General features: G+C 66.1%; 21 protein-coding genes and 1 pseudogene. 4 read left to right on the top strand and 18 right to left on the bottom strand.

The genetic code is table 11. The features are described from left to right. Nucleotides 1–97: 97 nt before the first annotated feature. The 11 genes and pseudogenes from phnE (G572_RS0114980) to phnG all read right to left on the bottom strand — a co-directional run bounded on the left by phnE (G572_RS0114980) (nt 98) and on the right by phnG (nt 10,047). Nucleotides 98–1,696, bottom strand: coding sequence for a phosphonate ABC transporter, permease protein PhnE (gene phnE / locus G572_RS0114980; RefSeq protein WP_037546929.1), 1,599 nt, complete (start codon nt 1,694–1,696; stop codon nt 98–100). A 15-nt stretch (nt 1,697–1,711) separates the two neighbouring features. Then, a complete protein-coding gene (phnE, locus tag G572_RS0114985; RefSeq protein ID WP_051242440.1) occupies nt 1,712–2,698 on the bottom strand; it encodes a phosphonate ABC transporter, permease protein PhnE in 987 nt (328 codons plus the stop codon). Nucleotides 2,699–2,780: 82 nt separating this feature from the next. Continuing rightward, nucleotides 2,781–3,704, bottom strand: coding sequence for a phosphonate ABC transporter substrate-binding protein (phnD, locus tag G572_RS0114990; protein WP_029059171.1), 924 nt, complete (start codon nt 3,702–3,704; stop codon nt 2,781–2,783). Between the two features lie 87 nt (nt 3,705–3,791). Next, nucleotides 3,792–4,613 (bottom strand): annotated as a pseudogene (gene phnC / locus G572_RS26010) (phosphonate ABC transporter ATP-binding protein); the annotation flags it as partial. A 117-nt stretch (nt 4,614–4,730) separates the two neighbouring features. Then, nucleotides 4,731–5,345, bottom strand: a complete 615-nt coding sequence (locus G572_RS0114995) for a DapH/DapD/GlmU-related protein (protein ID WP_029059172.1) — start codon at nt 5,343–5,345, stop codon at nt 4,731–4,733. A gap of 7 nt (nt 5,346–5,352) precedes the next feature. Then, the gene (phnL, locus tag G572_RS24115; RefSeq protein WP_051242442.1) at nt 5,353–6,081 is read right to left on the bottom strand and encodes a phosphonate C-P lyase system protein PhnL; all 729 of its coding nucleotides are present in this window, start codon (nt 6,079–6,081) and stop codon (nt 5,353–5,355) included. A 2-nt stretch (nt 6,082–6,083) separates the two neighbouring features. Beyond that, on the bottom strand, nt 6,084–6,875 hold the full coding sequence (phnK, locus tag G572_RS0115005) for a phosphonate C-P lyase system protein PhnK (protein WP_029059173.1): 792 nt from the start codon (nt 6,873–6,875) through the stop codon (nt 6,084–6,086). Next, entirely contained in the window at nt 6,872–7,777 is a 906-nt protein-coding gene (locus tag G572_RS0115010; protein WP_029059174.1) for an alpha-D-ribose 1-methylphosphonate 5-phosphate C-P-lyase PhnJ, read from the bottom strand. Before G572_RS0115010 ends, phnK begins: the two co-directional genes overlap by 4 nt. Beyond that, nucleotides 7,774–8,898 (bottom strand): carbon-phosphorus lyase complex subunit, encoded by a 1,125-nt coding sequence (locus G572_RS0115015; RefSeq protein WP_029059175.1) that lies wholly within the window; start codon nt 8,896–8,898, stop codon nt 7,774–7,776. The genes G572_RS0115010 and G572_RS0115015 overlap by 4 nt, the downstream gene beginning before the upstream one ends. Before the next feature lies 1 nt (nt 8,899). Further along, on the bottom strand, nt 8,900–9,556 hold the full coding sequence (gene phnH, locus G572_RS24120; protein ID WP_051242444.1) for a phosphonate C-P lyase system protein PhnH: 657 nt from the start codon (nt 9,554–9,556) through the stop codon (nt 8,900–8,902). After that, nucleotides 9,556–10,047: a phosphonate C-P lyase system protein PhnG gene (phnG, locus tag G572_RS0115025; RefSeq protein WP_051242447.1), complete on the bottom strand. Its 492-nt coding sequence runs from the start codon at nt 10,045–10,047 to the stop codon at nt 9,556–9,558. The genes phnH and phnG overlap by 1 nt, the downstream gene beginning before the upstream one ends. Nucleotides 10,048–10,338: 291 nt before the next feature. Here phnG and phnF point away from each other — a divergent pair, with 291 nt between their 5' ends. Then, a complete protein-coding gene (gene phnF / locus G572_RS24125; protein ID WP_051242448.1) occupies nt 10,339–11,109 on the top strand; it encodes a phosphonate metabolism transcriptional regulator PhnF in 771 nt (256 codons plus the stop codon). A 65-nt stretch (nt 11,110–11,174) separates the two neighbouring features. Continuing rightward, nucleotides 11,175–11,831: a hypothetical protein gene (locus G572_RS0115035; protein ID WP_029059177.1), complete on the top strand. Its 657-nt coding sequence runs from the start codon at nt 11,175–11,177 to the stop codon at nt 11,829–11,831. A 33-nt stretch (nt 11,832–11,864) separates the two neighbouring features. Here G572_RS0115035 and G572_RS0115040 read toward each other — a convergent pair whose 3' ends face one another. Both G572_RS0115040 and G572_RS0115045 read right to left on the bottom strand, forming a co-directional pair. Beyond that, nucleotides 11,865–12,164 (bottom strand): hypothetical protein, encoded by a 300-nt coding sequence (locus tag G572_RS0115040; RefSeq protein WP_156884640.1) that lies wholly within the window; start codon nt 12,162–12,164, stop codon nt 11,865–11,867. Nucleotides 12,165–12,392: 228 nt separating this feature from the next. Then, on the bottom strand, nt 12,393–12,587 hold the full coding sequence (locus tag G572_RS0115045) for a hypothetical protein (RefSeq protein ID WP_156884641.1): 195 nt from the start codon (nt 12,585–12,587) through the stop codon (nt 12,393–12,395). Between the two features lie 132 nt (nt 12,588–12,719). Here G572_RS0115045 and G572_RS24130 point away from each other — a divergent pair, with 132 nt between their 5' ends. Next, nucleotides 12,720–14,126 carry a tryptophan halogenase family protein gene (locus G572_RS24130; protein WP_051242451.1) on the top strand — a complete coding sequence of 469 codons (1,407 nt, stop codon included), beginning with the start codon at nt 12,720–12,722 and terminating at the stop codon, nt 14,124–14,126. Next, nucleotides 14,123–14,743: a 2OG-Fe(II) oxygenase family protein gene (locus tag G572_RS0115055; RefSeq protein WP_029059180.1), complete on the top strand. Its 621-nt coding sequence runs from the start codon at nt 14,123–14,125 to the stop codon at nt 14,741–14,743. Before G572_RS24130 ends, G572_RS0115055 begins: the two co-directional genes overlap by 4 nt. 17 nt (nt 14,744–14,760) lie before the next feature. Here the strand turns inward: G572_RS0115055 and G572_RS0115060 are convergent, their stop codons facing one another. The 5 genes from G572_RS0115060 to doeA all read right to left on the bottom strand — a co-directional run bounded on the left by G572_RS0115060 (nt 14,761) and on the right by doeA (nt 20,447). Then, on the bottom strand, nt 14,761–16,275 hold the full coding sequence (locus G572_RS0115060) for a DUF4135 domain-containing protein (RefSeq protein WP_029059181.1): 1,515 nt from the start codon (nt 16,273–16,275) through the stop codon (nt 14,761–14,763). Next, on the bottom strand, nt 16,272–17,513 hold the full coding sequence (locus G572_RS0115065; protein ID WP_029059182.1) for a JmjC domain-containing protein: 1,242 nt from the start codon (nt 17,511–17,513) through the stop codon (nt 16,272–16,274). Before G572_RS0115065 ends, G572_RS0115060 begins: the two co-directional genes overlap by 4 nt. A 16-nt stretch (nt 17,514–17,529) precedes the next feature. Next, on the bottom strand, nt 17,530–17,826 hold the full coding sequence (locus tag G572_RS0115070; RefSeq protein WP_156884642.1) for a nitrile hydratase subunit alpha: 297 nt from the start codon (nt 17,824–17,826) through the stop codon (nt 17,530–17,532). A 238-nt stretch (nt 17,827–18,064) separates the two neighbouring features. Continuing rightward, nucleotides 18,065–19,225 (bottom strand): acetylornithine deacetylase, encoded by a 1,161-nt coding sequence (argE, locus tag G572_RS0115075; RefSeq protein ID WP_029059184.1) that lies wholly within the window; start codon nt 19,223–19,225, stop codon nt 18,065–18,067. Between the two features lie 37 nt (nt 19,226–19,262). Continuing rightward, nucleotides 19,263–20,447 (bottom strand): ectoine hydrolase DoeA, encoded by a 1,185-nt coding sequence (gene doeA / locus G572_RS0115080; RefSeq protein ID WP_029059185.1) that lies wholly within the window; start codon nt 20,445–20,447, stop codon nt 19,263–19,265. Nucleotides 20,448–20,508 lie beyond the last annotated feature (61 nt).

Raw genomic sequence — 20,508 nt, forward strand, 5'->3', positions numbered from 1 at the left:
TCGCGCGGCATTCGTGGGCTGGTTTGCCGCGCCTGGAAGCAGTGAAGCGGCCGCGACCGGCTTCCTGGCCCGCGACCGGCAGGGAAGAAGACGTCGTCTAGCGTTTTTGACCGCCCATCAGCCGCGAGCGCAAGGCGTTGGAGATGCCGTCAAACAGGAAGACGACGGCGAGAATCAGGAACACCATATAGGCAACATTCTCCCAATCCTGGTTCGTGCGCATCGCTTCCCACAGTTTCAGACCGATGCCGCCGGCGCCGACGGCACCGATGATCGTCGCCGAGCGGGTGTTCGATTCCCAGAAATAGAGCGCCTGGCTGGCAAAGACAGGCAGAACCTGCGGCAGGACGCCGAACCGCTGCACCGAGGCGGGAGAAGCGCCGACGGAGCGTACGCCCTCGCGCTGCTTGTCGTCGATGTTTTCCAGCGCCTCGGCATAGAGCTTTCCAAGCGTGCCGGTGTCGGTGAAGAAGATCGCCGACATGCCCGCCAGGGGGCCGGGTCCGAAGGCGCGGGTGAAGAACAGCGCCCAGATCAGCATGTCGACGGAGCGCAGGAAATCGAAGAAGCGCTTGTTGATCTGGTTGACGATGCGGCTGCGCGTGATGTTGCGGGCCGCGAGGAATGCGAGCGGAAACGCAACGATCCCGGCAAACAGCGTACCGACGAAGGCCATGACGATGGTCTGCAGCAGTTTCGTCCAGACATCGAGATGCTGCCAGTCGGCGTTGTAGAGGATGTTGTTCCATGCAAGCGAGAGGTTGGAGCGGTCGGGATCGATCCGCTCGCCGGAGACGATCAGCCCGAAGACCTCGCCCGCGCTCTTGCCCCAGAAGGGGGAATTCGCGTCGAAGACGAAATTCTCCCAGCCGATGAAGCGGTGGCGCACCTTGACGCCGTCGTAGTCGATCTCCGCGCGGCCGTTGAAGCCGAAATAGGCAAGCACCTTGCGGCCCGCGCGTTTCTGCTGCGCCCACTCCGGCAGGTCGCCCTCGACCGTGACCAGTTCACCGGGCCCGAGCCGCACCGCGACGCTCTCCGTCCCGCGCGTCACAACCACACGCGTCGGCGCGATCTCGATCAGGTTCCCCGCCCCCAGGGTCACCGAGGCTTGTGTGATGACCTCCTCCACGACCGTTTGCGGTTCGCCTGGCACGGCGGCATCCGCATCGGCGCCCCCGCCGGTCGCCGCATCGGGTGCCATGAAGGAGAAGCTGCTGGTGCCGCCGGACGGGGCCGCCGCCTGCGGCGTCGTGCCCATGGCATCGGGCACCATGAAGCTGTTGGCGGTCTTGTCGGCAGCCGTCCCGGACGCCGTCACGCCCTCTTCCACGCGCCGACGCTCCATCGTCGCGGTGGAGGTGACGATCCAGTCGGGATCGGGATTTGCGCCAAGCGGCGAGAACCTCGGCCATTCAAGCAGGATCGCCCCGTCCGGCTCGATCTCGAAGTCGGGCCGGACCTCGTAGGAGATCCAGTCCGCGAGATAGTTTCCGGCGATGTCCCAGTTGCCGTCCTGAAGCACCTTGCCGATGCCGAAGAACGACCAGCAATAAACGCTGTAGAGCGCGACCGCGAGGATCGCCAAGGGCGCCCGGTAGCGCTTCCAGGGACGGTTGCGGAAGACCTCGGGGTGACGCGCGACGATGTCCTCGACATCGCCAGCGCTCAGCTGTGCGGAAGAATTGGCAGCCATGAACGAAGACCTTGGTTAGCGTCCGAACTCGAAGGCCTGATTTCCGACGAGGCGCTTGCGCAGCCAGGCCGAAAACTGGTCGACGGCGACGATCGTCAGGAACAGCAGGAGGATGATGGCAAGCGTCTTGGCCTCATGGCCGCGGCTGATCGACAACCGGAGCACCTCGCCGATGCCGCCGCCGCCGACCGCGCCGATGATTGTCGAGGCCCGCACGTTGATCTCCAGCCGAAGCAGCGCATAGCTCATGAAGTTGGGCGCAACCTGCGGCACGATTGCGAACCACACCCGCTCGAACCAGTTGGCGCCGACCGCCCGCAAGCCTTCGTCGGGGCGCATGTCGGCATTTTCCACCACCTCGAAGAACATCTTGCCGAGCGAGCCGACCGTGTGGATCGACACCGCGATGATCGCCGGGATCGGCCCAAGCGTCAGAACCGCGACGAAAAAGCCGGCGATGACGATCTCGGGAAAGGCACGCAGGAGCTCCATCAAGCGCCGCACGCTTCCGCGCAGCCAGGGATTGCGCACGAGGTTCTTCGCCGCGACGAAGCACAGCAGGAAGCCGAAGGTGAAACCGATCAGCGTCGACAGGATCGCGATGTTGAGCGTTTCCAGCATCTTGTAGAAATATTCCGGAACGTAGAGGCTCTCGGTCAGATAGACCCGGCCTTCCGGATAATTGTACTTGAAGCTGCCGTCGTCATAGGGCGACGGCAGGTCGAACAACGCGCGCCAGATCTCCATCGGATCGCGCGGCGCAAGGTCGATGAAGAAATCGAAGAAGTAGGGCAGCCGGTCGAAGAACTTGCCGGCGTTGGTCTCATTGGCGAACCAGAGCGATCCCGACAGCGCAAGGAAGAGCACGGCAAGCCCGCCGACGGTGTAGATCCGCCGGCGCATCGACTGTTCGCGCCAGTGGCGCTCGACAAGCGCGCCTTGCGCGGACAAGGGCGTCGCAGCGCCGGGCGTGGCGGCGGGAGGAAACGTCGCAAGCGACATGGGCGGGGCTCGCAATGAAGGCGGGAGGACAAAGAAAAACGGACGCCGGCGACAGGGGCCGGCGTCCGCGCTGGAAAAGCTCTTACGAGCCGATCTTGGCTTTGCGTGCGGCGATGATCGCCTTGTAGAAGTCGACGTTGACTTCCGTGAAGCTCTTGTAGTCGCCGCCCTGGATCGCCATGAAGCAGTCGCGGTCGGTTTCCGGCATCGAGAGCATGAAATTCTTGAACTTGCTCTTCATGTCCTCGTTCAGCGAGGAGCGCACGACGACCGGTCCGTTCGGGATCAGCGGCGACTGCCAGATCTGGACGAGGTCGTCCATGTCGAGAATGCCCTTGTCGACCATCTTGCGCAGGTTGCCGGACGTGTAACCGTCCTTGAACTCGCCCACGCCCGACGACCAGGTGGTGCCGGCGTCGAAGGTGCCCTTGATCACTTCCAGAACCAGGTTCTCGTAACCGCCACCGAAGCCGGTCTCCCCGAAATAGCCGTCGATCGGCCCGCCGATCGCATCGGGCAGCGTCACGGAGGGCACGAGGAACCCGGAGGTGCTGTCGGGGTCGGCGAAGCCGAGCTTCTTGCCCTTCATGTCCTCAAGCGAGGTGATGCCGCTGTCGGAATGGGCGACCATGACCGAATAATAGCCGGTCGAGCCGTCCGTCTGCACGGTCGTCAGGATCGGTTCGACCACTTCCGGGTCGCTCAGATAGACCTTGGCATACCCCGAGGCGCCAAGCTCGGCATAGTCGAGCGTGCCGCCGAGCAGGCCCTGGATCACGCCGTCGTAGTCGGCGGCCGGGAACAGCGAGACCTTCTCCACGCCGAGCACGTCGGGAAGCTTTTCGGTCATGCACTGGAAGTTGCGCAGACGGTCGGCCTCGTTCTCGCCGCCGATGATCCCGATGCGGAATTCCTTGAGGTCCTCGGCCTGAACCGGGGCAATCGCGCCACCGGTGACCAGAAGGGTGGCGGCAGCAACTGCGCCAAGAAGGGTGCTCTTGAGCATTGACGTCTCCATGGGTGGTCCGGCTGATCCGGCCGTTAAAGGTCGAGTTGGTCCCGTTTCGTGGGAAGCCGATCCGTGGTCCTCAGCCGGCGAGCGCCGGCTGCTTGCGGATAAGCGGGCAACCCGTGCGGGCGCCGTGATGCTTGTGGAGGTGATCGCTTCCGACAACGCATCGCCCTCGGCGCCGTAGATGCGCCGCGCGGCGTCGGTCGTCAGCTCCTCCGGTGGGCCGTCGAAAACGACCGCCCCCTGCGACATGCCGATGATGCGTTCGCAATAGCTGCGCGCCGTATCGAGCGTGTGCAGATTGGTGACGACGGTGATGCCGTCGCGCTCGTTGATGTCCTTCAGCGCGTCCATCACCTTTTGCGCGTTCAGCGGATCCAGCGAGGCGATGGGCTCGTCGGCGAGCACCATCTTCGGTCGCTGCATCAAGGCCCTGGCAATCGCCACACGCTGCTGCTGGCCGCCGGACAGCGTGCCCGCCGCCTGGAGTGCCGTCTGCGCGATGCCGAGCCGTTCAAGCGCGGCGATCGCCATGGCACGTTCGGCCTGCGAGAACATGCCGAGCAGGTTCTTCGCCGAATTGCGATGGTTGAGCCGGCCGAGCAGGACGTTGGTCAGCACGTCGAGACGCGGCACCAGGTTGAACTGCTGGAAGATCATCGCGCAGTCGCGTTGCCAGTTACGCAGCGCCTTGCCGCGCAGGGCCGACACTTCGGTATCGTCAAAGACGATGCGGCCGCCATTGGGGTCGATCAGCCTGTTGATCATCCGAAGCAGGGTGGATTTCCCTGCTCCGGAGCGGCCGATGATCCCGACCATCTGTCCGTCCGGAATGTCGAGGGTCACCGACTTGACCGCCGTGTTGGACCCAAACTTCCGTGTCACGCTTTCGAGCTTGAACATACGCGCCTCAATTCCTGTGGTGCGTGTTGCATAGCGCCGCTTCATGACAGGCGATCTGCGGTTTTGTGACGATTTGCTTACACATCCGGCTCAGTTCCCGGCCAAGCAAACCGGCGGCTAGCCGCCGTGCCTGGCAAGGAACGCCTCGGCGTCGAGCTTGCGGAAATCGTCGAGCGCGGACCGCAGCCGGTCGTGGTCCCAGTCCCACCAGCCGAGCCGTTGCATGCGCTGTGCGACAGCCTCCGGAAACCGCTCGCGAATGAGCTTTGCCGGCACACCGCCGACAATCGTGTAGGGCGCGACATCGCGCGCCACCACGGCACCGGCGCCGATCACCGCGCCATCCCCCACCGTGACGCCGGGAAGCACCGTCGCCCCGTGGCCGATCCACACGTCGTGACCGATGATCACGCGTCCCTCGCGCCGCCAGTCGAAAAAGGCGGCGTCGGGCTCGGCATCCGGCCAGTAGTCGTTGGCGCGATAGGTGAAATGGTGCAGCGTCGCACGCCAGGTCGGGTGATTGGTGGCATTGATGCGCACGGCGGCCGCGATATTGGCGAATTTGCCGATCTGAGCGCACCAGACGATGCCGTCCTGCATGATGTAGGAGTAATCGCCCAGGGTCGTCTCGCTCATGCGCACCCGCTCGGCCACTTCCGTGAAGCGGCCGAGTTCGGACTGCGCGACATGTGCCGTCTCATGCACGAGCGGCGTCTCGCGAAGTTTGGTCATCTGCGCCTCACGCCGCCTGTTTCGGCGCGAAGGCGCGCACGTCGATGATCCGGTCGGCGACCGCTTCGCGCACTTCCTCGTCGTGGAAGATGCCGATCTGGGCGACGCCTGCGGATTTCTTTTCGGCGATCATCTCGATGACAATGCGCCGGTTGGTGGCATCGAGCGAGGCCGTCGGCTCGTCGAGCAGCAGCACCGGATGATCGGTGATGAAGCCGCGCGCGATGTTCACGCGCTGCTGTTCGCCGCCGGAAAAGGTCGCCGGCGGCAGCGCCCAGAGGCGCTCGGGAACATTGAGCCTTGCCAGCATCTCGCCGGCGCGCACACGGGCGGCTTCAAGCTTCTGCCCGCGCGCCGTCAGCGGCTCGGCGACGAGATCGAGCGCGCTCACGCGCGGCACCGTGCGCAGGAACTGGCTGACGTAGCCGATGGTCTCGCGCCGCATGGCGATCACCGCGCGCGGGTCTGCCGTCGCGAGATCGACCATGTCGCCCCGGTGACGCACCAGGATATGTCCGCCCTCGACGGCGTAATTGCCATAGAGCATCTTCATGATCGAGCTCTTGCCGGCGCCCGACGGTCCGCCGAGCACGACGCATTCGCCGGCCGCGACATCGAAGCACGCGCCCTCCACGACGGGAAGCACGATGCCGTCCTGCAAATGCATGGTGAAGGCCTTGGAGAGGTCTGCGACGCTGACGGCGAGCGCGGACCCGGATGTGTTGGAATTTGCCATCGTCACACCTGAAGGATGGAGGAAACAAGAAGCTGGGTGTAGGGCGCCTGCGGGTCGTCGAGCACGCGGTCGGTCAGGCCGGCCTCGACCACGTCGCCGCCCTTCATCACGATCATGCGGTGCGACAGGAGACGCGCGACCGCGAGATCATGGGTCACGACGATGGCCGCAAGCCCGAGATCGGCGACAAGCCCGCGCAACAGGTCGAGCAGACGGGCCTGCACCGAAACGTCGAGCCCGCCGGTCGGCTCGTCCATGAAGACGAGGCGCGGGCCGGTGACCAGATTGCGCGCGATCTGGAGGCGCTGTCGCATGCCGCCGGAAAAGGCACGCGGCTGGTCGTCGATGCGATCCTCGGCAATCTCGACGCGCTCGAGCCAGCCGGTTGCCGTTTCGCGGATGCGGCCATAGTGCCGCTCGCCGACCGCCATCAGTCGTTCGCCGACATTGGCGCCGGCGGAGACGGTCATGCGCAGCCCGTCGGCCGGGTTCTGGTGCACGAAGCCCCAGTCGGTGCGCATCAACAAACGCCGCTCCGCCTCGCTCATCCGGTAGAGATCGCGGGTTTTTCCGTCCCGCATCCGGTAGCCGACCGTGCCGGAGGACGGTTCCAGCCGCGTCGAGATGCAGTTGAGCAGCGTCGTCTTGCCGGAACCGGATTCCCCGACGATGGCGACCACCTCGCCCGGATAGACGTCGAAGGAGACATCGCGGCAGCCGATGCGCGGCCCGTAGAATTTTGTCAGGCCGTCGACCGAAAGCAGCGGCGCGGCATCCTCGAAAAGCGAACTCATTGCGCCGGCTCCTTTGCGGCATAGGCATCTTCGGCGGCGAGGCGACCCTTGTGGCCCTGGGCCAGCCGCTCCTCGCAGTGGTCGGTATCGGAACAGACGAACATCCGTCCGCCGTGGTCATCCAGAATGACCTCGTCGAGATAGACGCCCTCCGCCGCGCAGAGCGCGCAGGGCTCCTCGAAGCTCTGGATCTCGAAGGGGTGATCCTCGAAGTCGAGGCTGACGACGCGGGTATAGGGCGGGATCGCATAGATCCGCTTCTCGCGCCCGGCGCCGAACAGTTGCAGCGCCGGCGACATGTCCATCTTCGGATTGTCGAATTTCGGCGTCGGCGAGGGGTCCATCACGTAGCGATCCGCGACCAGCACCGGATAGGCGTAGGTCGTGGCGATATGGCCGTGGCGGGCGATGTCCTCGTAGAGCTTCACATGCATGAGGCCGTATTCCTCAAGCGCATGCATCTTGCGGGTTTCCGTCTCGCGCGGCTCGAGAAACCGCAGCGGCTCGGGGATCGGCACCTGATAGACGAGCACCTGCCCCTCGGTGAGCGGCTCCTCGGGAATGCGGTGCCGTGTCTGGATGATCGTGGCGTCGCGCGTGTGCGTCGTCACCGCGACATTGGCGACCTTCTGGAAGAAGGCGCGGATCGAAACCGCGTTGGTCGTGTCGTCGGCACCCTGGTCGATCACCTTGAGCGTGTCGTCGGGGCCGATGATGGAGGCCGTCACCTGCACGCCGCCCGTGCCCCAGCCGTAGGGCATCGGCATCTCGCGGCTGGCGAAGGGCACCTGATAGCCCGGAATGGCGATGGCCTTGAGGATCGCCCGGCGGATCATCCGCTTGGTCTGTTCATCCAGATAGGCGAAATTATAGGTGGCGATGTCGCCGGTCATGACCGTCATTCCGCGGCCTCCTGTTTGGCGGTGTCGGACCCTTTCGCCTTTTCCTCGAATTCGCCACGCATGCGGCGCACGAGGTCGAGCTCGGCCTGGAAGTCGACGTAATGCGGCAGTTTCAGGTGCTCCACGAAGCCCGTCGCCTGCACGTTGTCGGAATGGGAGATCACGAATTCCTCGTCCTGTGCGGGGGCGACGCGGTCCTCGCCAAGCTCGCCCGCCCTCAGCGAGCGGTCGACCAGCGCCATCGACATGGCCTTGCGCTCCGACTGGCCGAACACCAGCCCGTAGCCACGGGTGAACTGCGGGGGAACCTTGGCCGAACCGGCGAACTGGTTGACCATCTGGCATTCCGTCACCTTGACGGCGCCGAGCGCCACGGAGAAACCGAGCTCGGGCACGTCCATTTCCACCTCGACCTCGCCCATGCGGATCTCGCCGGCGAAGGGATGCGTGCGGCCGTAGCCGCGCTGGGTGGAATAGCCGAGCGCCAGCAGGAAACCCTCGTCGCCGCGCGCCAGCGCCTGCAGGCGCAGGTCGCGGGCCATGGGAAATTCCAGCGGCTCGCGCGTCAGGTCGCCGGAGGGTTCCTCGGGAAACGGCTCGTCCTGCGGACCGGCTGCGGAGCGCTCGATCAGGTCCTCATGCGCCAGAATGTCGGCCACCCGTGTCAGCGGCTCGCCTTCGCTCTCGCGGGCCGGCGCCGGCGGCACCTCGCCATCGCCAGCAAGCTCGGGATCGAGCAGACGGTGGGTGTAATCGAAGGTCGGCCCGAGCACCTGCCCGCCGGGCAGATCCTTGTATGTGGCCGAAATCCGCCGCTCGGCGATCATCTCGCCGGTCTCGACAGGACGCGAGGCCCCGAAGCGCGGCAGGGTCGTGCGATAGGCGCGCAGCAGGAAAATCGCCTCGATCATGTCGCCGCGCGCCTGCTTGACGGCAAGCGCTGCAAGCTCCGGCGCATAGAGCGAGGCTTCCGCCATCACCCGGTCGACGCCGAGCGCGAGCTGCTCGACGAGCTGTTCCACGGTGATCGCCGGCACCGACCGGTCGCCGCGCCGGCGGTCGGCGAGCATCTTGTGGGCGTTGGCGATGGCTGCCTCGCCGCCCTTGACTGCAACATACATGTCAGTTGGCCTCCGCATTGGAAGAAGAGCCGTCCGCCGTCGCGACGACGGTCGTGCGCGGCAGGGCGACAAGATCGCGGCCCGAAACGAGCACGACATCGACGCCGCGCGGGAAGAGCGCTCGGTTGTCGGCGCGCGCGGCAACGAAACCGTCGGGCAGACCGACGGGCGAAATCGCGGCGCTTTGTTCGATGCCGGGACCGGTGAGCGTCAGCGCAGCACCGCCGTCGAGCGCCGGCAGCGCCAGCACCAGCGTGGCGGCACGGTCGGGATATTCCTGGGTGCCGGCATGAAGCGTGTCCTGCGCCGGCGGCGTGTCGTCTTGCGCGCAAAGGACGAATGCGGCAGCGCCTGCGTCGTCCGTCAGCGGGCAGCCGGCGTGAAAGGCGAGCCAGGCCCGCACCGCGTCGGTGCGCAAGGCGGGCGACAGCCACACCGGCGTATCGGGATCGCACAGCGTCAGCGCCACGGCGGCAAGACCCGCCTCAAGCGGCGCCGGCGGCTCAAGGCGGTCGGCGAGCGTCTCGCGAACGCCCGGCCGGGCGTTCGCCTGCATCAGCGCATGAAACACCGCCTGCGCGTCGTAAACGGGATCGGCGAAACCGCCATCGACGGCTTTCGCCGTGAACTGGCCGGCATCGAACTGGAGGGTCTGCATCAGTCGTCTCCCCGTACCATGGTGAAGAAGTCGACCTTGGTCGCGGCCGCCTCGCGTTTCGTCTGTGTCTCCTCGCCCGCCCGGGCCGCCAGCAGGGGCGCGGTGACCGCGGCATCGATCTCCGCCCGGCGGTCGCCTTGCGTCCAGAGAGCGGCAAGCGTTGCCGAAAGGCTTGCCTTCGCGCGGTCCTGGCCGAGCGCATAGGCATGGCCGATGGCTCCCTCGGCAAGCCGCACCGTTGCGCGGGTCACCGTCGCCTCGCCCAGATTGAACGGCGCGCCATCTCCGCCGATGCGCCCGCGTACCATGACGAGACCCGTCTCCGGGCCGCGCACGGGCGCGGCTTGCGGAAGCCCTCCGAGCGCCTCCGCACAGGCCGCGATTTCGCTGGCCGGCGAGGCGGCCAGCACATCCATCAGCGTCTTCAGTCCGCGCGCGCCATCCCCTTGCGGATCGGCGCCGGTTGCATGCCCCTTGGCTTGCGATGTCATTCACTCGCTCCGTTTCAGTCAGCGGGCCGGATTTCCGACCCTGTCAATCAGGTCGCGTCTTCCGGTCCCGTATACCGGCCATTCCGTAATTTGTATAGTTTTATAGACAACCAACATCGAACACTCTATATCCGCTGCATGACGCCTTGATGACCCTCCCGCGACTGCGACGGCCATTGCGCAAAATCCTTGCGTCGACGGCAGGGTCGGGCGAAACGGACCCGGGTGGGGGACCCGCGAGGGCGCGAATTGGATGCGCCGATGACGGGACACGAAGGTGGACGGAGAGGGATGGTGAGCGAAATCGAGCGACGCAGTGGCGTTGCGCTATGGCGCCAGATCGCCGACGACATTCGCGCCGCCGTCGGCAACGGTGTTTATGACTCGGCCCAAAGGCTTCCGACGGAAGCAGCGCTTGCCGCGCAATTCGACGTCAACCGCCACACCGTGCGCCAGGCGCTTGCCGCGCTGGCGCGCGACGGCGTGGTGCGGACCGTGCAGGGACGCGGGACGGAAATCCTGCCGCGCACCCGCGTCAGCTATCCGATCGGCGCGCGCACCCGCTTTTCCGCCGGCCTCGGCGGACAGGTGGCCAAGGCGGCGACCCGGTTCCTGGAAACGGCGACGGAACCGGCAAGCGAAGAGGTCGCAAGGGCGCTTGCGCTCGCCCCTGCAACGCCTGTGCTGCGCCTGGAAACCATCGGGGCCGCGGACGGAACCGCCCTGTCGCGGGCAACCCACTGGTTCGACGCCGGGCGGTTTGCCGATCTGCCGGCGCATTGCGCGCAAAGCGGCTCGATCACCGAGGGGCTGAAGGCCTGCGGCATCACCGACTACAAGCGCCTGGCCACGGAAATCTCCGCCGCCCCCGCAAGCCGCGCGGACCGCAAGGACCTGGGCCTGCAAGCCGGGGCGGTGGTGCTTCTCACCACCTCCGTCAATGCCGACCGGGACGGCGTGCCGATCCAGATGAGCCGCAGCCGCTTCGCCGCCGACCGGATCACGCTGTCGGTGCGCAATGCGCCTGAGATCGGAGACGGAGATGAGGCCGGAGACGGGTAGAGCCTGTACACGCATGTCGCACGTGCATTAGGCTCGGGCTTTGCGCGGGACGGGGGAAGAGCGCCATGAAACGGATCGTCGCAAGCCTGATTGCCGCAGTGTCGCTCGCCCTGACCGGAGCGAGCCGGGCGGATCAATTCCACTCCGGAAGCTTCATGCTGTCCCCGAGCGCGAAGACGCTGGTCCTGATGGACCCGCCGCCGGATGCGCCCATGCTCATTGCACTGCAATGCAACGACATCACCATCGACACCGAATACCCGCGCTACCGCGTAACCGTCGACGGTTTCCAGGTCATCTCGACGTTCAACGAGAAAAGCGGCGCCTTCGTGAAGGGACGCGAGATCACGGTCCAGTTGAACCAGGACCGCCCGAACAAACCCTGCCACTGGAAGGCTCTGGGCGGCACGACCGGAAGCTTCTCGACCCCGTGGAGCTACGATCCGAGCCGCGATCACACGATGATGCTGGCCGCCTTCCACACGCCGACCCGCGTCAAGGTCGCCTTCGACGCCAGCAACATCTCCTGCGATCCGGGCAAGGTGACGCTCTATCGGGACGGCAAGGAACTGCGGGATCCGGGCGGCGACCCGATGCCGCTTCTGGCGGGCAGCAGTTTCATCGGAACCGCACGCATCGTGCATGTGACGATTGCCGGCAGCTGCCAGGGCGACGGTCGCTACACCGGTACGATATCGGTGCCGGCGACCGCCGCGAATTAGGATGAGGCCCGGCCGGGCCTCGGGCCTGCCCCGTCAGGGCAGATAAGTCAGGCTCTCCAGCATCGGCCCCGCCCAGAACTGGAAGCGCGCCACGACGGATTTCTCGAAGGGATCGTCCTCGCCCTCGACCGTTTCCACGCAGCCGGCAAACAGCATGTCCTGACTCACCTTCCCGGCCGCCTCGTCATAGGCATAGTCCCAGTTGATCGCCCCGTCGCAATTGCCGAGCCCGGCCACCATCGCCGCGACACCGGCCGCACCCGCCGGCGTTGCCAGGAACCGCTTGAAGTCGACCTCATCGGCCATCGCCCCGGAGGCCAAAGCCGCACTCAAGACGCATGTCGCGGCAATTGTTTTCAAACCCGTCATTTCATCCCCACTCTGCCCGGTGTATCTGCGGCGGGACGCCGGCGACCGGGAACGACCGCGCGCGCCCAAGACCTGTCACCGAACCTGCAAAGATTGCGTAAACGCAAAGGCTTGCGCATCGCGCAAGGCTCCCGGACAGCGTCGCGACCTGCCATCCCGACCCGCCCTTTCGTGCCACTGAGGACAGACGGTTCAAAACACCGCACTCCAAGGGTGCACCGCCGGGCAGGCCTCCGGATGCTTGCGCAGGTGGCGGTGCGGCACATTCAGCAGCTCAAGCAAATGCCCGGCGATGGCGCGCACCTCCTCCTCGCCGAGACCGCTCAGCGCAACACAGTCCAGAAGACTGATCCTGTTTCCGTCCTGACACACCTGACGTAACGTCAAGCGGTCATCGAACGCTCATGAAGCCAGATTCGCGAAATTGCGGGCACCAAACCGCGTGGCACTGGCGCTTGACCCATCAGAGGTTGCGGAGCATCCTGACGGCGAACCGACCGAAACAGCAAATGCGCCCGCATGAGCCTTTCCAGTCAAACCGACATCGCCGTGATCGGAGGCGGCGCCACCGGATGGATGGCAGCCGCCTACCTGAAACGCATGTTGCCGTCAGCGGATGTTGCGCTGATGGATTCGCCCTCCGTGGCGCCGCTCGGCGTCGGGGAATCGCTGAACGACATCTCCCGCCGGTTCAACACCGCCCTCGGTCTCGACGAACGCGCATTCCTGCGCGCCGGCGACGGCACATACAAGATCGGCATCCGCTTCGAGAACTTCGACCGCGCGGGCGGCGACTTCTTCCATCCCTTCGGCCGCCCCCGAACCCCGGTTCGGGCCGTTCCAGGCGCCCAGGAGGCCTATGCCGCAACCGGACTGTGCCGCCAGGACCGCTTCGATCCACGCGAGGACGCGCGCGGCTACCACGTCTGCGCGACACGCTATGCCACCTGCTTGCGAGACCTGGCACTTTCGCTCGGCGTTCGACATATCGAACGCCATGCCCGCGAGGTCTTGCGCAAGGGCGATACCATCGCAACGGTCGAGGGGCTTTCGGCGGATCTCTTCATCGACTGCACGGGCTTTCGCGCGTTGCTGATCGGCGATGCGCTCGCCACGCCCTTCGAACCCTTGTCCGGCCTGCTTCCCAACGACGCCGCCGTTGCCCTGCGCGTGCCCTACGACGCGGTGGCAGAACGCCCCTTCCCCTACACCAGATGCACGGCGATGGAGGCCGGCTGGATCTGGCGCATCCCGCTCTGGTCGAGGCTCGGCGCCGGCTATTGCTACAGCTCCCGCCACATCTCCGCCGCCCAGGCCGAAAAAAGCTTGCGCGCGCAGCTTGGCCTGGACACAGACAGACCCGAAGGCACGAACGACGGCCTCGAGCCGATGCATATCGCCTTTCGCCACGGGCGTCATACACACGCCCGACGCGGAAACTGCGTGGCCCTCGGCGGCGCCTTCGGTTTTATCGAGCCGCTGGAATCGACCGGCCTGTCGATGACCCAGGCCGCCATCATGGCACTGGTGCCGGGACTTGCCGACCTTGACCAGTGGGACCGGCTTTGCCGACGGCGGTTCGACACGACGGCCGACTTCGTCTTCGCCCACTACTGGCTCAGCGACCGCACGGACACGCCCTACTGGCGCGACGTCAAGCAGCTCACCCCGAGCCCGCTTCTGTCGCGGGTGCTGGGATGTGCCGCGGCGGGCGACTACACGCAGATCGATCGCGACCCGGGCTTTTTCTACCGGCCGCACAACTGGGATGTCGTCCTGTCCGGAATGGGGGCCTTCGACGGTCGCCGCGCGCTCGAGCCCTTTCTTCCCGAGGACCGTGACAGTCCGGATCTCGTCTCCTATCTCGCCACCCATGTACACGGATCGCCCGAATGGCCCCGGATCCCCGCGCACAACGCAACATGAGACTTGAGCCCGTCCGCACGCTCACGGTGGAGGGCATCCCGTTGCACCTTTACCGCTGGACAGACGAAGAGGCGCTTGCCGAGATCCGCGCGGCGATCCTGGCCCGGGAAGCCGAGATCCTGCGCCTGCCGCGCAGCGTGGAATGGAGCGTGCGGCACGACCGCGTCGCCTCGTCGCGCTATGCCAGCTACAATCTGCTGGCACTGCCGGACCCGCCTTTTCAGGCCCTCGGACGCGCAATCCGCGCCAGCATCGATGCCCTGCGCGCGGCGCGCGGCCTGCCCGAAAAACAGATGTACATCCAGTGCTGGTCGAACATCCTGCGCGCCGGTGAGGGCCTGCCGCGTCATGCCCACCCCTACCCGCTCCACGGCCATCTCAATGTCTCCACCTCGGGAAGCGTGACCCGCTACGGCGCCGGCGACCCGGTCGAGATCGACAACCGGCCGGGCGACATCACAGTGTTCGCCAAACCCGGCCTTGCCCATGACGTGCCCGCCTATACCGGCCCGGACGCCCGCATTTCCATCGCCTTCGACCTGTTGCCGGTTGCCTTCGTCGACGCGGACCCGCGCTGGCGAAAGCGGCATGCGGAGCGCAGTTTCATTCCGTTTTGAAAAGACCGGCCGTCCGATCACGCATCCGGGCAAAGCGCCGTTTCGATTTCGCCCGCCAGCGCATCGAGATCCGCTTCGCGCAGCGCCGCAAGCCGCGCCGATGCGACCCGGTGACCGCAGACAAGCGGCGACAAGGACATGCCGCCCTCAACGATCACCGGCCCGTCTGCGGTGTCGACAAAGGGAAATTTCGGCACGGAAAGCCGCATCAGCTCGGCGGATTCGCGGCGGCGCACCGCCGCTTCGACCTCCGGTGCAAGCGCGACCGACACCGGCAGCTCCGCGATCGTGCGCTCAAGCCAGCCGGGCGCGCGCGCACCGGCGAGATAGCCGGCCATCAGTTCGCCGTAGAGCACCGTGGCGCGTGCGACGAAACGGCCCTCGCCGCCCGGTCCGGCAAACGGCGCGCCGCGCGCCAGAAGCACCTCGCGCAAGCGCAAGGCGTCGTCGCCCGCCTCGCGAAACCCGCGCACGACCTCGCCGCCACGCCCCCGCGCCGGCACGCACCGCCCATGGAGACAGGGAAGGTTGCACAGATCCTCATCGACGATCTCGTGCCGGGAAAGCGCAACGCGCCCAACGGGGTCTAGATGAAAATGGCGAACGCTGTGCCGGCGCGCCGCCGTCATCGACAGGCCCGCGCGCGACATCGCCGGATCGGCCCCCGCCGGCGGCAGAAAGCCGGTGCGCGACAGCGGCGGAGTCGATAAATCGGCCCCCGGATAGACGCAGGTCTCGCAATCGACGAGCCAGGGCGTTCCGCGGCGGGCGACGAGATTGGAGGCAACCGCATCGCGCGAATTGGTCACCCAAAGCCAGAAGAGGAGATGGCCCGCGTGCCGGTAAAAGGCGGACACCTCACCGCTCGCCGTCGCCGGCGCCGTGTCGATCCAGGCGCACCAGCCGTATCCCGACCGCTCCAGCGTCTGCGGGGCAAACAGGGCCGAACCCGCCCCCTGTCCGGCAAGGAACCCGGCGAACCCGTGCCACAGGCGTTCGCGCGCAACCGAACGCGGCTTGTATGCCAGCCGGCCGCCCCCCTCGAAGTCGATCCGTCTGACGCAGGCGCCGCGATGATACTCGCCGCAAGCACCGGCGATCCGCTCGACGGCCCCCGTTTCCGGGATGGCGAAATCGGCCTCAAGGCGCGCCGCGTCCAGGCACCGCCGCGACAGCATTGCCGCAACGCCGGCCGTCCAGTCCTCCAGAAAGACCGCGAGATGCCGGCCGAGACTGCGCGCGCCGCCTTGGCACGCGGCCTCCTGAAAGGCAGGAAAATCCGCGTGTCCCGCAAGAGCCGCGAGCGGAAGGCCGGCGCCGGCGGCCTGTGCCATCACAATGTCGGGAACCGCGATCCCGGCAAGCGCACGCGCGCCTTCGCGCACCAGATCCGCGCGCGCCTCGCCGGCGAGGCGGATCGCCGGCCCCGGCCCTCCGCCGGCGCGTGCCACAGCCTCTGTCACCGCCTGCCCGGCCAGCGCGTGGCACACGTCGAACCCGGGCAGGGCCTCCGCGCAACCGCGGTAGATCACGCCGGCGGACAGAGTGTGAGAAGCCCGTTGCGGGCAAGCAGGCGCACCAGTTCGACGCGCGCGTCGATGTCGAGGGGCTCCGGCAGGTCGCTTGCGCGAAACGGCGCCTGCGAACGCGCGATCCAGCGCAACGCGCCGCCGGCGACCAGCGGCGCCTCGATACACCCGGGCTGGAGATCCTCGTCGGTGGCAAGCCCGATGCCGGGGAACTGGATGCGCACCGCAGCGCCCTTTTCGTAGACGTGACAGGGGCATTCGGGACGGCGCAGAACCAGCGTGTCGGCGTCGATGTCTTCCGCCCGCGTCGCGACCCGGATGTGTTCGCCCGGCAGGGGACGCAACTGCGCACCGAGATTTTCCATCAACCGCTCCATCGCGAGCTTGCGCGGCCGTCGCTTGCCGGCGATTTCGCCAAGATGCGCCAGTTTTTCCGCGCACAAGGCGTCGAAGGCCTCTCCGTCGAGCTGGAGGATCGAGCTGCGGAAGGCCGGATCCTGTTCCGCCGCGACCTGAACCAGCGCCGACAGATAGTCGACCCAGCGCAGCGGCCTGAACCCCATCGTCAGATGAAAGGAATGGCCCTCGAGCGTGTGCGGCCCATGCACGAGCCCGCGCGGCACATACAAAAGATCGCCCGGCTCCAGATCGAAGACGGCGGAAGGGTCTCCCACGCTGTCCTGGTCGATCAAGTGGATCTGGCGGTCGATGGGGAGCTCTACGCGCTGGTCGAAGAGCGGCCAGCGCTTGGTGCCTTCAAGCTGCAGGATGAAGACGTCGTGCGTGTCGAAATGGGCGAGGAACCCTTGCTGCTCGGTCGGGGTCAAAAACCCGTTGGCCGCGACCTTGCCGCCGAATTCCGCCTCGATGGCGCGCGCCACCCGCGCCACCGGAACCGACATCGTGTCCATGCCGTTGAGGATCAGCGTGCAGCCGTCCGCCAGCCGGTCCACCGACCAGCGAAACAGGCTCTTGCCCTGCGAGGGATGCGGCATCGCGAAATAGCTGCCGCGCCGGTTGACCCTCAGCACGCGGCGCAGCTTTTCCTCCTGGCTCCAGAGCAAATGCTCGAAGCCCTCGATATCCGGGAATCCCGGATAGCGCTCGCCAACACCGCGCCCGGTGAGATGCAACGGTTTCTTCTCGTAGTAGTCGGCGAAGAACGCCTCCACCGAGAGCGGCGCGAGCAGCGAGGCGAGGCTCGCCGACGCTTCCGCCGGCGTGCTTGCCTGCAGTGTCATGGTGCTCTCCCGTGCGTCAGAAAAGCTCAAGTTGAATGGCGATCACCTGGGCGGCGATCGTCATCAGGTCGTCCCTGTCGAGCTTCAGCAGATCGGGGGGAGAGGGAATGACGATATTCTTGTGGGTCTTGGTGTCGAAGTGAAACTGGACCTTGACGTCGCCGTCCTTTTCGAACTCGAAGCCCTCTTCCTCAAGCATCCGGTGCGGTTGCTCCGACAGCATCTTGGCGTAATCCGGATCGGTCCAGGCCTTGACCACGATCCGCGCCATGATGTCCCGATTTTCCCTGGAATCCTTGGGTGAACTTACCATATCCCGACATCTCCCTGAATTTTCGCGCAAAAATCATGAAACCTCCCCAGAGGAAGGCAAAAACAATTGAATCGCCCGGCCAAAGACGCGAGAACAAGACGCCGAACGCCCGCAAAAAGTGTAACAAAAAACAAGAAACAGTTTCAATCACTCAAATATCGCGCAATGGTTGAATTCTTCGGCGCACCAGTGCCGTGTCCGGGATGGTCCGAACCGACCGGCAGGGCGACGGGCCGGCTCAGGCGGTCAGCTTGCGCTCCAGGCCGCACAGCATGTCGAGGCAGGACTGAAGCTGGTCGCGGCTGACGAATTCGTCCGGCTTGTGCGCCTGCGCGATCGATCCCGGACCGCAGACGACCGCCGACATGCCGAAGGCCTGAAACAGCCCGGCCTCGGTCCCGAAGGCGACAACGTCCGCGCCGTTGGCGCCGGTGAGTTCGGCGACAATGCGCCGTGCCTCGTTGTCGTCGGCCGGTTCCAGTCCCGCGACCTCGCCGATCACCTCGGTGACGACTTCCGCGTCCTGCGACACCGCGCGCATCGCCGGCAGGAGTTCGTCCGCGACATAGGCCTCGATGCGCGCACGCACGAACAGCCGGTCGGCTTCGGTCACGGGCCGCATTTCCCAGTCGAGGCTGCAGTGCCCCGGGATCACGTTGTGCGCGACCCCGCCGACGAGACGGCCGACCTGCAGTGTCGTCCAGGGCGGATCGAAGCGGCTGTCGGCGGGCGCGCGCGCCTTGAGCATCTCGCGCAGCTCCATCAGCCGGGCAACGTAACGCACGGCGTATTCGACCGCATTGACGCCGGCGTCGGGTGCCGAGGCATGCCCTTCCAGACCGGTGAAACGGGTGGTGTATTCGCAGCAGCCCTTGTGGCCCTCGATGATGCGCATCTCGGTCGGCTCGCCGATGATCGCGACCGACGGGCGCAGCTCCATCCGCGCCAGGTCGTCGACCAGCTGGCGCGCGCCCAGGCACCCCACCTCCTCGTCATAGGTGAAGGAGAAATGCAGCGGCCGGGTGAGTTTTTGCGCGGCATAGCGCGGGGCGACCGCCATCGCCGCGGCAATGAACCCCTTCATGTCGCAGCTGCCGCGCCCGTAAAGAAGGCCGTCCGCCTCACGCAAGGTGAAGGGGTCAGACGACCAGTCCTGGTCCTCCACCGGCACCACGTCGCTGTGCCCCGACAGCACGATCCCGCCGTCGGTCTCCGGTCCGAGCGTTGCGAAGAGATTGGCCTTGTGGCCGGTCTCGTCGATCATCACCTGGGTGCGCGCGCCCAGTTCTCCGAGATAGTCGGCGGCATGGGCGATCAGTTCGAGATTGCTGTCGGAGGACACCGTCGGGAAGGCGATCAGCTCGGCGAGGATGTCGCGCGTGTCATCGATCAGGGCCATCTGGCACTCTCCTGTTTCGGCGTCGCAGTCGCGTCTGTCAGACCTTGACGATCAGCTCGCGCGGCCGCTTGCACAGACACTCGGCCGGCCCCTCGGGCTTGATCAGGATGCTCTCGGTGATTTCCATTCCCCAGGAATCCATCCAAAGACCCGGCATGAAGTGAAACGTCATCCCGGCTTCCAGCACCGTGTCGTCGTCGGCGCGCAGCGAGATCGTGCGCTCGCCCCAGTCCGGCGGATAGGAAACGCCGATCGGATAGCCGCAGCGCGCCGCCCGGTCGATGCCCGCGCGAGCCAGCGGCGCGCCCAGCGCCTCGGCAATGTCGGCGGCGGTGTTGCCGGCGCGCGCCGCGTCGAGGCCGGCCTCGAGCCCCTCCACCAGCGCCATTTCGGCATCCAGCAGATATTGCGGCGGCTTGCCGAGGTAGACGGTCCGGCAAAACGGCGCGTGATAACGGCGGTAGCAGCCGGCGATCTCGAAGAAGGTCGCACTTTCCGCATCGATCAGCCGTCCGTCCCAGGTCAGATGCGGCGCGGCCGCGTCCGATCCGCTCGGCAGCAGCGGCACGATGGCGGGATAGTCGCCCCAGGCATCCTCGGTGCCGCGGATCGCATCGGCATAGATATCGGCGACCAGATCGGTCTTGCGCATGCCCGGACGGATGCGCTCGACGATGCCGTCGATGATCTTTTCCGAGATCCGCGCGGCCCGGCGCATGAAGACGATCTCCTCGTCGGATTTCACCGCCCGCTGCCAGTTGACCAGCGCGGTCGCATCGATGAAATCCGCTTCGGGAAGCTCGCTTTGCAGGGTCAGGAAGGCCTTTGCGGAGAAGTAGTAGTTCTCCAGCTCCACGCCGATGCGCTTGTCGTCGTAGCCGTAGCTGCGAATGATCGCCGCCAGCGTTTCCATCGGGTGGCGCACCGTCGACTGGACATAGAAGTCGGGATAACCGGAGACCCGCTCGTCATCCATCCACACGGTGCGGATCGCGCCGTTGGCGTCCTGCAGCCGGCCCCACCAGATCGGTTCCGCGTCGTGAAACACCAGAACGCCCTGATGGACGTAGAACGACCAACCATCGTAACCGGTCAGCCAGGCCATGTTGGAGGGATCCTCGACGAAGAGAATGTCGATGTCCTCTTTCCGCATGGCGGCACGAACTTTTTCCAGGCGACGCGCAAACTCGGCCACGGAAAACGGTAATTCTGACGCCGGCATGAGCCCCCCTGTGTGAAGTTCGTTGAAAAGAACAGCCTCTGGCGTTGTACACACGCTGTGC

Origin of the sequence: Stappia stellulata DSM 5886 (genome assembly GCF_000423705.1) — a bacterium.
Lineage (GTDB): Bacteria > Pseudomonadota > Alphaproteobacteria > Rhizobiales > Stappiaceae > Stappia > Stappia stellulata.